This is a genomic window from Liquorilactobacillus satsumensis DSM 16230 = JCM 12392, from assembly GCF_001435195.1.
Taxonomy (GTDB): Bacteria; Bacillota; Bacilli; order Lactobacillales; family Lactobacillaceae; genus Liquorilactobacillus; species Liquorilactobacillus satsumensis.
Genome location: NZ_AZFQ01000036.1, coordinates 107,187 through 120,235 on the forward strand (window position 1 = coordinate 107,187; position 13,049 = coordinate 120,235).

Genomic DNA, 13,049 nt, shown 5'->3' on the forward strand with positions numbered 1-13,049 from the left:
TTATGACTAAAAAAAATATATGCAGAATCAACCCTCAAATATCAGTTACTAAATATGTCATTTGTTAATATGATTGGCTGAAATAAAAAAGCATTATCAAATTATAAATTACATTTTATAAGATCTATTGCTCTTTTTTGTTTTCTCGCTTATTAAGTTTTTTTAGAACTTAATAGCCAATTTATGCTTATATAATTAAGAAAATAGCTCATAAAACGCGCAATTTATAGAATTATATTCGGCTTTTACTCTAAAAATAAGAAAGCTGCTTTCAGAAATTTATTTTGTGTCAACTTTTGCTTTTCTTTGCCGTAATTGTTTCTCGATTCGCTATGCAGTATTCTTTTTTAGAATTCGAAAATATTTTAAGAACTATGCTGGTTGCTTATTAACGAGCAATTTCGAATTAGTAATTTTAATGAGGAACTTTGTTGATATACCAGGACTTACAGCGGTAATATATTTCTGCTATTAATAATAACTTTAGATATTTACTAAAATTTTGCTAAGTTAACAATTTTTAAGAATTATCATTTACAAACTAATTACGTAATTATTACTTAACCATTACCGACTAGATACACAATAGATACAATTTAGGATTACTATTGAATATCGAAAGGAGAGATTTAAGTGAAATCAAGTAGTTTAATTAAAAGAGTGATTGGGGCGTTAACACTGTTGATGGTAGCGGTGTTGTTTGCGGGATGTTCAAGTGCCAAAGGAGCATCTAAAAAAGTAGTCCACATTTCTTATTGGCACGTTAATGCACAAACACAGGGGGGAGCCTCTGTTGATGAACTTGTAAAGAACTTTAATAAGACACATAAATATATTAAGGTAACTGCTAAATATAATCCAAATATGTACCAAGGCTTAATGCAGAATTTACAGTCAGCACAAGCTTCAGGCAAGGTTCCGGATCTTGTTCAAGTTGGATGGGCATATACGAACTATTTTGCTAGCAATTTTAAATATCTGACACCGACAGATGCACAAAGTAAGTTTGACAACAGCAAAACATTTATCAGCAAGAACTTTACAAGTCGTACATTGTCCTTTGCTAAGGATAGCAAGAATAAGCTGGTTGGTCTGCCATATTCATTGAGTACACCGATCTTATATTACAATAAGACGATGCTTGCTAAATATGGTATAGACGCCAGCAGCTTGTCTACTTGGGAGGGAGTCAGTGCAGCTGCTAAGAAAATTAAAGCAGCAAGCGGCAATTATGGTCTCTATATCCAAGAACCAGCTGATACGTGGGCACAACAAGCGTTACAGTTAAGTAATGGAGCGCAGATTAAGAAAAATGGTAAGGCTGTTTTTGCAAGTGCCGCTGGAGTGAAGGCTTATCAATTTTATCAAGATATGGTTGTTAAAGATAAAACTGCTTTGCATACTCCGTGGGCACAAGGCATTGATGATTTTGTGAATGGAAAAGTGGCAATTGCCTACACAACTGTTGCACAAGCATCACATATTAAAAAAAGTGCCAACTTTGATGTTGAAGCAATTACATCACCACACTTCGCCGGTCATAAGGCGACTGTTCCGGTTGGGGGATCAATGCTTGCAATCACCGCTCAAAAAACCGAGCAGCAAAAAGCAGCATGGACATTTGAAAAATATCTGTATCAGAACAGTTCATTGGTTACATGGAGTAAAGGGACTGGTTATTTACCACCAACAGCAAGTGCGATGTCCTCGCAAGCATTTAAGAGTTATTTGAGTGAAAATCCAATGTTAAAGCCTGCAGCTAGTCAAATTAAGACGGCAGTTCCTTGGACTTCGTTTCCCAAGAACGGTTTGCAAGCTGAACAGACAATGATTGATACCCGCGATAAAATCTTATCTGGAAGTAACGTACAAACTACGTTAAAAGCAGCACAGGAGAAGATTAATGAACAGCAGAAGTAGTAAAAAAAATAAGTTTTTAACATTTGCTTATCTTGCGCCAACAGCGATCATACTGTTGGTTTTTATGATAATTCCAATAATTTACACACTTTATCTGAGTTTTTTTGACTGGAACTTGATTGCACCGACAAAAGATTTTGTGGGTTTAGAGAACTATATCAGTATCTTTACTGACCCAGTTAATCAGAAGGTACTGTTAAACACGGTTTTTTATATTGTTTTATTACTGGTGCTAAACTTCTTGATTCCATATTTTATTTCAATTGTAGTCAAATTTTTTATTGGTAAAATGCAGTCTTCCTATAAAATTATCTTTTTTATTCCCAGTCTATTCTCACTGGTAGTCGGAGCAATGCTTTTTTCGTGGATCATGAATCCTGTCTCGGGGCCAATCGCTTTTTTTATGAGGCAACTGGGAGTCAGTTTGCCCAACTGGACTAATTCGGGAGCGATGGCCATTGTCGTGTTATGTTTAATGACAAACTGGAAAGTCTTTGGTTATAATTTTGTTTTGCTACTGACGGGACTCGGAAGTGTACCCCAAAATATTATTGATGCAACAAAGATGGACAGTATTCCAAAATGGAGAATGATCTGGGATATTGTGCTGCCGTTAAACAAAAGTATTGCTTTTTATGTCTTGATTTTAACAATTGTACAAGGACTGCAATACGTCTTCACTCCAATTAGTGTCATCACACAAGGTGGCCCTTACTATGGGTCCTCTAATGTTTTGTACCACACATATTTGAATGCTTTTGTGTTATACAAGACAGGCAATGCTTCTGCACTTGCGGTCATTACTTTTTTGATTTTTCTAGTTCTGCTTTATTTAGAAATAAAGTTTGTTGAAGGGAGGGCTGATCGTTATGAATAAAGTTAAAGGAAGCAGCTGGCATATTTTATTGATAATTATCTGTTTAGTCTTATTATTGCCGGTTGTTTTTATGGTCTCCAACTCCTTTAAAACTCTGCAAGATTCATATCACTCAATGTTGCAAATAATTCCGTTGCATCCGACTTTTAGTAACTATTCAACCTTGGGTAAACAGGTTGATCTGCTGCGCTTAATTTGGAATACTTTTTTCATGGCAACGCTGGTTACGCTTGGAAAGATCGTTACTGGATTGCTGGCTGCCTATGCCTTTAAATATTTTACATTCAAAGGGAAGAAATGGCTTTATTTCATTTTTGTCTCTACGATCTTTGTCCCCTTTACCGTAGTCATGATCCCAAACTACTTAGTAATTTCTAAAGCCAATTTATTGAATTCTGCTTTAGGGGTTGCTTTACCCCAGTTGTGTGATGCCACGGGAATCATGTTGTTTCTGAAAGCCATGGACAAAATTCCAAGTAGCTTGATTGAAGCGGTACACATTGATGGAATTCCCTCTTACAAGATTTTAAAAGACATTGTGGTGCCAATTTTACGCCCAAGTATTATTAGTATCGGAGCGATCTTCTTTATTAATTCCTGGAATGAGTACGTGTGGCCAACTTTGATTTTGAAAGATAAAAGTAGCTTTACACTGCCACTAGCATTACAAAACTACATTTCAAGTGAGGGTGGCACTAACTTTCCGTTGGCGATGGCATTGTCAACAATTATGATTATTGTACCGTTGCTGATTTATTTAATTTTTCAGCGGTATATTTTAAATAGTATCAGCAGCTCAGGATTAAAATAAGGTGGTTAACTATGAGTAACGAGGTAGCTTTAGAATTAAAAGAGGTTACAAAAAAATATAAAAAAACGAATGTCATCAGCAAAATGGATCTCCAGATTAAGAATGGTGAATTCTTAGTTTTATTAGGGCCTTCGGGCTGCGGCAAGTCAACTACTTTACGCATGATTGCAGGATTAGAAAAACCAAGCAGTGGTCAGATTTTAATAGACGGACAAGATGCTGAAAAGATTTCAAGTATGGAACGCAATCTTGCAATGGTTTTTCAAGACTATGCTCTGTATCCTAATATGACTGTTTATCAGAATTTAGAGTATGCACTTAAAGTACACAAAGTCAAAAAAGAAGAACGTCAGCAAAGACTTGCAAAAATTTTAGAAACACTTAACTTAACGGAGTATCAGGATCGCTTGCCGGGCGAACTTTCTGGGGGACAAAAGCAGCGAGTTGCACTGGGAAGAGGCATGGCTAAGCAAAGTAAGATTTTTCTATTGGATGAGCCGCTTTCGAATATTGATGTGCAGTTACGTGAAAAAGCACGTGATGAGATTCAAACATTACACGAAGAAAATCAGCAAACGATTGTGTATGTTACACATGATCAGTTGGAAGCAATGGCGTTAGGTGATCGCATTGCAATTATTAATGATGGCAAGATTCAGATGATTGATACGCCGGATAATATCTACAATCATCCAGCTAATTTATTTGTAGCTCAATTTGTGGGGACGCCACAAATTAATATTTTAGAAGTTGATGTTCAAACAACTCAATTGGTATATGCTGAATATCCTGTGCTTACCAATTCAGCAAGGCTTGCCAAGTTGTCTGTTCCAAGCGGTCAATTATATCTTGGAATTAGACCGGAGCATGTAGTTGTAAAGTGCAAACAAGAATCTGCTAGCGAGTTACCCGCTCAAGTTGAAGCGGTCATTGATTATGGGCGTTACCAGCAATTGACCTTGAAACTTGAGGAAAAGCAAGTACTTAAAGCAATCATTACCAACAACAACTTCAAGATTGGTGACATCGTATATGCCTCATTGGCAGAAGATAAAATTCTGCTATTTGATCATAAAGGCAAGAATAACCTTGAGAGTTAGAGAGGACGGTCTACAATGAAAGACAAAACAATTATTCAAATTTCTGATACTCATCTGACTCCAGATGGCGAAAAACCTTCTTTTAATCAGCAACTGAATCCGTACAACAAATTAAGCTTAGTTTTTGGTGACTTGAAAAAAATGGATACTAAACCAGATTTAATTGTCTTAACAGGTGATCTTATCCACGAAGGCAAAGCAAGTGACTATGTTCGATTGCAGGAAATCTTGCATGCAAAAGAGCAGGAACTGGGCGTTTCGATCTGTGTATTACTAGGAAATCATGACCGAACAGCGGCTTTTTATGAGGGCTTTTTGCATAAAGAAGCGCAAGAAAAATATTATTACAAAGTAACTATCGATGGTGTAGATAATTACTTTCTTGATACTACTTTTGGGAATATTGAGCAGGGCTATCTTGATAAGAAACAATTAGCGTGGCTTGAAAAGAATTTAGCTGAACATGCCAAACGACCAGCACTGATCTTTATGCATCATCCAATTGCGGGCGCATCATTACGGTATATGCGTTTCAGTGTTCTTCAAAATGGAGCAGAGTTATTAGATGCTTGTCAAAAAGGAAATGTTAAGGGGATTTTTGCGGGGCACATCCATTTTCCTACAACCTATGCTACTGCTGGAATAATAAATGCTGTAGCTGAGTCGACCGCCTATCACATTGATTGTCGGAGTTACAAAAAACATGAGGTAAGTGATGTAGTTGGCTACAATATCATTACGCTTTCGACTGCTGGTGAAATCGGAGTTGAAAATAGATATCTTTATTGGGGACAGGAGATTGTTAAAGAAATTTCAGTTGATCAGACAGATTTTGTTGATCCGCAGATTTTTAAAAAATAGGCGTCGCTTTATTATATGAATGTCGCACTAGCAAAACCAAGGGATAGGTCAAATCATGATTTTTTGACCTATTTCTTGGTTTTGCTTTTTTTAAGAGAGTGTGACATAAGTCGGGAAAATTTGAGTGCTAACTCGAAATTACGAAGATAGCGAGTACTTTGCTATGAGTAATTCGAAGTTAGACGGAAGATTTTGACTTATGGTACACGTTTATCCGGAATAAAATAGGGGTTGTGACAAAAGTTAACTTTTGTCACAGCCTCTTAACTATTTTGCAATTTGATGTTAGGCTCAAAGTCTAGTGGCACTGGTCGTACTTATACTTGTTATTTAAGGGACTCTCAGCCATAATAAAAATAAATTGGAGGTGTCCTTCGTGGAGAATATTTTGATTGTCATTCATAGTATGACACCAAGTTTTAGTAAAAAAGAGGCGCAGCTAGCTGCTTTTATTCAGGAACAGCCGCAACAAGTGGTTGAAATGTCAGTTCAATCTCTTGCGCTAACGGCTCAGGTTAGTGCGGCTACAATTGTGCGTTTTTGCCGTAAAATAGGTTTAAACGGTTATGGTGAATTAAAACTCGCACTTTCTGCAATTCAGCATAGTATTGCCACCGATGGCTATCGTGAGATTGCACCAGGAGAAGATGCACAGTTAATTATGAATAAATTAGAGACTCATCTTACAAGTGCTTTGGAATTGACCAAAAAAGAATTGGATCTGCAACTGATTGAAAAAGTTGTTGATTTATTACATACGGCTTCTTCGGTTCAGCTCTTTGGGTTGGTGGCGTCTGCTTTACCAGTGCAAGATATGTACCAAAAATTTAATAGAATTGGACTGCCAACTCTCCAAAACAGTGATTTACGGATGGCTGTAACGTGTTTAGCGGCAGCTAAAGATAATACATTGCTGTTTTGTGTTTCAAATAGCGGTGAAACAAGAGAAGTGATTGAATTGTTAAGACTCGGACATGAAAAGAATCTGCCTACAGTGCTACTGACTTCTAATGCCGCTTCAACTGCTGCCCAATTGGCAGAAGTTGTGCTCCTAACTAAAAATATTGGCGAATCTGCCATTCGCCCAGGGGCTACAACCTCTGTTTTAATGCAACTTTTTGTGGGGGATCTGTTGTTGTTTCGGTACGTGTCAAAATACTATGAGACTGTCTCTGCTAATCTTAAGGCCACGCAACAAAACATTAACAGAATTGAACGTAGTCGAGATCTAAAATAGGCTAACTGCGGCTGACCACAGGTAAATGTAACTTTGTTTTCTTTGCCAAGGACGGCTCTTTTTTTTATTAAAAGAAACAAAATTTCTATATTTTGCTTGTTTAAGCTTTAAAAAGGAAATTATATTGCATTAGTTGAAGGCGCATGCTATTCTACGATCAGGCAAGCGCGGAGAGGGGACTTCAAAAAGGAGGGATTCCGTGAACTACGGTTTTTCATTTTATTTGGACAAAGAACTTGATTCTGAGGCTAATATTTATATTAAAAGAATGGCAGCACAGGGATTTAGTGGTATTTTTACATCAATTCACTTGCCAGAAGATCAAGTCGCAGTCTATCGAGAAAGATTATTACAATTAGCTGCAATTGCACGCGAGAATCAACTGCAATTGGTCGTCGATATTGCTGCTGATTCGCTGGAGCGCATTGGGTTATCAGTCACAAATCCTAAGCAACTACGAAAATTTGGGATTACAGGCTTACGCTTAGATGAGAAACTGCCATTATCAGTAATTATTAATTTAACCCAAGAGCTTGCGCTTGTAGCCTTAAATGCCAGTACTTTGACGCTTGAAGATGTGGCACATTTAAAACAAGCCAAGGTTGATTTTTCAAAACTTGAGGCGTGGCATAACTACTACCCTCGACCTGAAACAGGACTTGCTGCAACTTGGTTTAGCAAACGCAATCACTGGCTGCGTTCTTTAGGAATTCATGTTCAAGCTTTTGTTCCTGGAGATGGGCGTCTAAGGGGACCGCTTTTTGCTGGATTACCTACGCTGGAAGAACACCGCAAGTGGCATCCATTAGCGGCTGTGCTGGCATTGGCGAAAATGGGAGTTTCAACAGTTTATCTGGGCGATCCAGAGATTACAACTGTTACACAAGCGCAGTTTGCCTTATATCTTAAGCAAAAAATCATTTTATTGCATATTAAGCCGATTGAAAGCCGCAGTCGTTATTTCAAATACGTTTTAGGGCTTCACCAAAATCGGTTGGATCCTGCCGCCGCAGTAATTCGTTGTGCAGATTCGCGGCAGCTGGGAGTGCCGCAGATTGTTGCGGAGCCAAGCTATCCGCGCACTCAAGGGGCTGTTACGCTCGACAATGAAAAATATCAACGGTATATGGGGGAAATTCAGCTTTGTCGAATTGCTTTACCCGCAGATGAAAGGGTCAATGTAGTTGGGCAAGTGTTGCCGCAGGAACTCACACTTTTGAATCAGCTTGGAGCTGGTGAACGCTTTGAGTTGCGTGCGGCGGTTGAAAGGGAGGAACTAAAATGACACGAATTGATCTTGATGAACTGGTAACAGAACAACGTAATCCGCATACAATGAATTTGGATGAATTTTCACTTGCAGAAGCTTGTCGCAGAATGAATGCTGAAGATCAGACGGTCGCTGGTTGCGTACAAAAACAGCTACCTCAAATTGAGCAGGCGGTGGCAGCAATCATTAATGCTTTCAACCAAAAAGGAAGGTTGATTTACCTAGGAGCTGGAACGAGCGGACGGTTGGGTGTCTTGGATGCTGCAGAGTGCGTCCCGACCTTTGGGGTAGCAGCAACGCAAGTGGTGGGTTTAATTGCTGGTGGTCCGCAAGCGATGACTAAAGCAGTGGAAGGTGCTGAGGATTCACTTGAGCTCGCAAGCCAAGACTTGAAGAAAATTCAGTTGACAGCTGCAGATGCTGTTGTAGGAATTGCAGCTAGTGGTCGCACCCCGTATGTAATTGGCGGCTTGAATTATGCCAGAGAAGTTGGTGCGGCAACGATCTCGTTGGCATGCAATCGACCAGCACAAATCTCACAGTTTGCACAAATCGCGATCGAAATTGACTGCGGCCCAGAATTTCTGACGGGGTCTACCAGACTGAAAGCTGGTACGGCTCAAAAAATGACCTTGAATATGCTGTCGACACTCTCTATGGTCGGAATTGGCAAAGTTTATAATAATTTAATGGTTGATGTGCTCCCAACAAATGCTAAATTAGTTGAACGCAGCAAACGTATTATCATGGATGCTTGTGGAGTTGACTATCACACTGCGGCGCATTACTTTGAGCAAGCCGATGGGCAAGTTAAGGTTGCACTTGTAATGCTGCTTACTAAGTGTTCAAAAGAAAAAGCAAAGCAGAAGTTAGCCCAAAAGGCAGGATTTGTGAAAAGGGCCGTAAATGAAAAGGACTAGGAGGGGATCATAATGGGTAGCAAAGGCTTTGATGCAAACAAGATTGCTGCGGCAATTTATCAAAATGTTGGTGGACCTGAGAATGTCAGTTCCTTTAATAATTGCATGACGCGAGTCAGAATGAATATAAAGGATCCGAGCCTACTTGATTTGGAAGCGCTTAAAAAAGTTCCGGGTGTTCTAGGCGTTGTTAATGACGAACAGCTTCAAATTGTGATTGGTCCTGGAAAAGTAAATAAAGTTGCATCCGCGATGGCAGAAATTGCAGGAGTTGAGCTTGGTGAACAATTTCCAGAAAAAAAGAGGACGGATGGAAAGAGCACGGTTGTTGAAAAAGCAGCGCAAGTTAAAGCCCAGACAAAGGCGCGCCAAAAGCCTTCCAAACTAAAGGCGATTTTAAAAGATATTTCAAATATTTTCGTACCAATGATTCCAGCTTTTGTGGGGTCCGGGCTAATTGCCGGAATTGCTGCCATTTTGACTAACTTAATGACCTCGAAAACAATTAGCGGTTCGGAGTGGACCCAGATTGTGCTTGTTTTGAATGTGATTAAAAATGGGATGTTTACGTATCTCGTAATTTATACTGGGATTAATGCGGCCCGTGTGTGGGGAGCAACCCCAACCCTCGGCGGGGTAACGGGTGCAGTTACATTGTTGACTGGGATGACACCAGATGCTCCAATTAAAAACCTGTTTACCGGTCAGGCATTGGTTGCGGGCCAAGGTGGGATCATTGGAGTGATTTTCGCTGTGTGGCTCTTATCAATGCTTGAAAAAAGGTTGCACAAAATTATTCCTGATGCAATTGACATTATTATCACTCCAATGATTGCACTCTTAGTTTTAGGTTTAGCAGAAATTTTTGTAATTATGCCGCTTGCAGGATTTGTTTCAGATGGCTTAGTCGGGAGTTTGAAATGGGTCTTGAATGTCGGGGGTGCCTTTTCCGGTTTTGTTTTGGGAGTGGCATTTCTACCAATGGTGATGCTGGGGTTGCATCAAATTCTAACACCAATTCATGTTCAGATGATCCAACAACTCGGAAACACGCCCTTACTACCAATTCTAGCAATGGCAGGTGGCGGGCAAGTTGGAGCGGCCTTTGCGCTTTGGATCCGGCTGCGGCATGATAAAGAGCTTACTGAAATGATCAAAGGTGCTTTGCCGGTTGGAATTTTAGGGATTGGGGAACCGTTAATTTATGGTGTCACCCTTCCATTAGGGCGTCCTTTTATTACAGCCTGCTTAGGCGGAGGAATCGGTGGAGCCGTAATCGGCTGGATCGGACATGTGGGTGCAATTGCAATCGGTCCTTCGGGGTTGCCACTAATTCCATTAATTGCGAATGGATACTGGTGGGCCTATGTTTTGGGATTGTTAGCAGCGTATGCCGGTGGATTTGTGATCACTTATTTCTGGGGCATTCCGAAAGATAGACTTGCACAACAACCGCAATTAGCACGCAATGCTATGGCGGACGCCGCCGCTGATAACCAAGTGAGTGTAAAAAGCGGCGACACTGAAACTCTCAGGGCAGTAACTGCCGGAAAAGTCCAAGGCATTGAACAGGCGGTTGATCAGGTTTTTGCTCAAAAGGAACTAGGAGATGGTTATGTAATTACGCCGACAGCAAATGAAGTCTATGCTCCTGTTTCAGGAGTGATTTCGACAATCTTTTCTACGAAACATGCTTTAGGAATTACCTCAGATGCCGGTTTTGAAATTTTGGTGCATCTTGGTGTCGATACAGTAGAACTTAAAGGAAAGCCTTTTGAGATTCATGTTGTACAAGGACAGCGGGTCACACCAGCAACCTTATTAGCCGAGGTTGATTGGACTGCAGTCAAAATGGCAGACAAAGCGACCGAGACAATGGTAATTATTACCAATATGGAAGCTGTGGCACATTTTCAATTACACCAAGATCTGGGACAAAGCAGTCAAGCAGGTGATGTTGTCATCGATGTTGTGCGCAAGTAAATGAACCGGAGTATGTTTTAGTATAATAAGCATGCGGTATCCGAGGCCAAAATAATTTATAAATAGGTTCAGTTCAAAGTGCTGATTAAAGTCAGGCTGGTGAACTGGATTTTTTTGCGTTGAAAAAAGGCTAAAGCAAATTGGAGTGTTGAAATTTGACTTTCATAGTATAAAATGGCAAATACTATGCGTATGGAACAATTAGGTAATTTTTATAATTTGGAAAAATGATTAATTTTTAACTCATTTTTGACTTTGATAGCGTAATCAGCTAAATTCAAGCGGTACAAAAATGGTTAATAAAGGGAAAATATCAGCAATTTTTTAAATTAGAATTAAACATATTACTATTAATTAATAAAATGTAGATATAAGAATTAATAAATGATATACTTTATTCATCATTAGGTGTGGCCATTGCTATAATTCTTTTGGTTTCTTATTTGAAACAGCTAAACAGTGAGCAGGTGTTTTGAGTAAGAAGCTATTTTTGCACGGCTACTTTTCTGAAACTTATTTGATTGTTGCGGACGCTGTGGAGATATGAGCTTATAATAATGCTCTGCTACGTGTTTATAACTGAAGAATTGCGTCTGCGTCTGTATAAGTGTTGGCGATCTTCAAGGAGACTAAAATGAATCGGATCTTTTTTTTAAGCATTCTAATGCCACTGTTAGTAACAGGCTTCATTTATGGAATGTATGTGTATAATGAAAGCGAGTTGCTGACAAAGGTTAGTCAAAGAACAAAAACTGTCGCGGTCTTTATGCTGTATATTGTACAGGAGCTTCTTGTAATCTTCATTTCAGACAAACTGGTGGGAATGATCTGTTTTCAATATACTTTGGGTGTTTCTGCTTTTATGCTTTCTCGCAAATATGCAGGTCTGTTGATTTTGACGACACCAGTCATAACCAACCTTTATCTTTTTTTTAGTGGAAGAGACAGTATCTTATCTTTAGTCTTAGGATTAGTTAGTATCTATGTAACTTTGGTGGGAATGCATGTTATTAAGCGCCGGTTGTTATTTCAGGATTTGCTGCAGTATTTTATAATCTTGATGCTTGCGAATGTGATTCCCATTCATCGTCTAGGTCAAAAAAATGTTGATATTTTGTCAGAATTTTATGATAAAAATGATGTTGTGTGGATTGCGTTAGGAACTTGTTTAATCTTTTTTTTGACGTTCCTGCTTTTGCGCGAGGTAGATCTCAAGCGCAAACGGATTGCTCGGCTTGTCTATGAGGAATCTCACGATAAATAGACCGGAATGAGAAATTACCGTCAGTTTAGACGTGAACTTGACCGCATAGATGAACGAGGGAGTCTTGCATATATTGCCTTAATGCTCGACATTGATAATTTTAAGTTAATTAATGACACCTATGGTCATACTGAGGGGAATGCAGTTTTAAAGTTTTTTGCAACCGAATTGAGAAAATGGCGCAAATATGTTCAAAATGAGACTGGAAAACGGATTAAGTTATTCCGTTTTGGTGGTGAAGAATTCTTCGTACTGATTGAAAATATGGAAATCGATGATGTTTTTGAGCGCATCGAACAGTTTAAGAATGAATTTAATCATCAGAATTTTGTGACAGAGGATGGACAACAGTTGAAGATTTCATTTTCTGGTGGACTTTCTGATGCACGCGAGACAACTAGTATTAGATTAGCGGTTAAGGACGCGGATGAAGCTTTGTATGTTGCTAAAAATAGCGGGAAAAAGCGAGTTGTTAAAAGAAGACAAAAAAGTTTAGTGGTTAATTCAAAAGATCTGCGGCCGCATTACTCGGAGCAAGAAAAAGTGCAAGATTAGCTTTAATTTCATGTTTAGAGTTTAAAGCCAAAAAGTGAGCGCGGTTGGAAAGCTTACTTCGCAGCTTTTGAGACAAAAATAAGGAGAGTGTGACATAAGTCAGGAAAATTTGAGTGCTAACTCGAAATTACGAACAGAGCGGGTACTTTGCTATGAGTAATTCGAAGTTAGATGGAGAATTTTGACTTATGGAAAACGTTTATCCGGAATAAAAGAGAGAGTGTGACATAAGTCGGGAAAATTTGAGTACT

The 13,049-nt window shown here is 39.1% G+C and carries 11 protein-coding genes; all 11 read left to right on the plus strand.

Annotation, left to right across the window (positions count from 1 at the left end; translation table 11 throughout):
- Positions 1-633: 633 nt before the first annotated feature.
- The 11 genes from FD50_RS05400 (at position 634) to FD50_RS05450 (ending at position 12,798) form a co-directional block, all read left to right on the plus strand.
- Positions 634-1,920 carry an ABC transporter substrate-binding protein gene (locus FD50_RS05400; protein WP_056960711.1) on the plus strand — a complete coding sequence of 429 codons (1,287 nt, stop codon included), beginning with the start codon at positions 634-636 and terminating at the stop codon, positions 1,918-1,920.
- Positions 1,904-2,797 carry a carbohydrate ABC transporter permease gene (locus FD50_RS05405; protein ID WP_056960712.1) on the plus strand — a complete coding sequence of 298 codons (894 nt, stop codon included), beginning with the start codon at positions 1,904-1,906 and terminating at the stop codon, positions 2,795-2,797. The genes FD50_RS05400 and FD50_RS05405 overlap by 17 nt, the downstream gene beginning before the upstream one ends.
- Positions 2,790-3,608, plus strand: coding sequence for a carbohydrate ABC transporter permease (locus tag FD50_RS05410; protein WP_056960713.1), 819 nt, complete (start codon positions 2,790-2,792; stop codon positions 3,606-3,608). Before FD50_RS05405 ends, FD50_RS05410 begins: the two co-directional genes overlap by 8 nt.
- Before the next feature lie 11 nt (positions 3,609-3,619).
- Complete coding sequence (locus tag FD50_RS05415; protein WP_056960714.1) at positions 3,620-4,708, plus strand: ABC transporter ATP-binding protein; 1,089 nt, start codon at positions 3,620-3,622, stop codon at positions 4,706-4,708.
- A 15-nt stretch (positions 4,709-4,723) separates the two neighbouring features.
- Complete coding sequence (locus FD50_RS05420) at positions 4,724-5,569, plus strand: metallophosphoesterase family protein (RefSeq protein ID WP_056960715.1); 846 nt, start codon at positions 4,724-4,726, stop codon at positions 5,567-5,569.
- A gap of 376 nt (positions 5,570-5,945) precedes the next feature.
- Complete coding sequence (locus FD50_RS05425; protein ID WP_054758020.1) at positions 5,946-6,806, plus strand: MurR/RpiR family transcriptional regulator; 861 nt, start codon at positions 5,946-5,948, stop codon at positions 6,804-6,806.
- A 199-nt stretch (positions 6,807-7,005) separates the two neighbouring features.
- A complete protein-coding gene (locus FD50_RS05430; protein ID WP_056960716.1) occupies positions 7,006-8,091 on the plus strand; it encodes a MupG family TIM beta-alpha barrel fold protein in 1,086 nt (361 codons plus the stop codon).
- Complete coding sequence (murQ, locus tag FD50_RS05435) at positions 8,088-8,996, plus strand: N-acetylmuramic acid 6-phosphate etherase (protein WP_056960717.1); 909 nt, start codon at positions 8,088-8,090, stop codon at positions 8,994-8,996. Before FD50_RS05430 ends, murQ begins: the two co-directional genes overlap by 4 nt.
- A gap of 12 nt (positions 8,997-9,008) precedes the next feature.
- A complete protein-coding gene (locus FD50_RS05440; protein ID WP_056960718.1) occupies positions 9,009-10,979 on the plus strand; it encodes a glucose PTS transporter subunit IIA in 1,971 nt (656 codons plus the stop codon).
- A 634-nt stretch (positions 10,980-11,613) separates the two neighbouring features.
- Positions 11,614-12,243, plus strand: coding sequence for a hypothetical protein (locus FD50_RS05445; RefSeq protein WP_056960719.1), 630 nt, complete (start codon positions 11,614-11,616; stop codon positions 12,241-12,243).
- A 6-nt stretch (positions 12,244-12,249) separates the two neighbouring features.
- Positions 12,250-12,798: a GGDEF domain-containing protein gene (locus FD50_RS05450; RefSeq protein ID WP_056960720.1), complete on the plus strand. Its 549-nt coding sequence runs from the start codon at positions 12,250-12,252 to the stop codon at positions 12,796-12,798.
- Positions 12,799-13,049 lie beyond the last annotated feature (251 nt).

Coding starts and splice junctions, on each gene's coding strand:
- FD50_RS05405 (WP_056960712.1), top strand. CDS start 1,904: ATGAACAGCAGAAGTAGTAAAAAAAATAAGTTTTTAACATTTGCTTAT.
- FD50_RS05420 (WP_056960715.1), top strand. CDS start 4,724: ATGAAAGACAAAACAATTATTCAAATTTCTGATACTCATCTGACTCCA.
- FD50_RS05445 (WP_056960719.1), top strand. CDS start 11,614: ATGAATCGGATCTTTTTTTTAAGCATTCTAATGCCACTGTTAGTAACA.
- FD50_RS05410 (WP_056960713.1), top strand. CDS start 2,790: ATGAATAAAGTTAAAGGAAGCAGCTGGCATATTTTATTGATAATTATC.
- FD50_RS05415 (WP_056960714.1), top strand. CDS start 3,620: ATGAGTAACGAGGTAGCTTTAGAATTAAAAGAGGTTACAAAAAAATAT.
- FD50_RS05440 (WP_056960718.1), top strand. CDS start 9,009: ATGGGTAGCAAAGGCTTTGATGCAAACAAGATTGCTGCGGCAATTTAT.
- FD50_RS05450 (WP_056960720.1), top strand. CDS start 12,250: ATGAGAAATTACCGTCAGTTTAGACGTGAACTTGACCGCATAGATGAA.
- murQ (WP_056960717.1), top strand. CDS start 8,088: ATGACACGAATTGATCTTGATGAACTGGTAACAGAACAACGTAATCCG.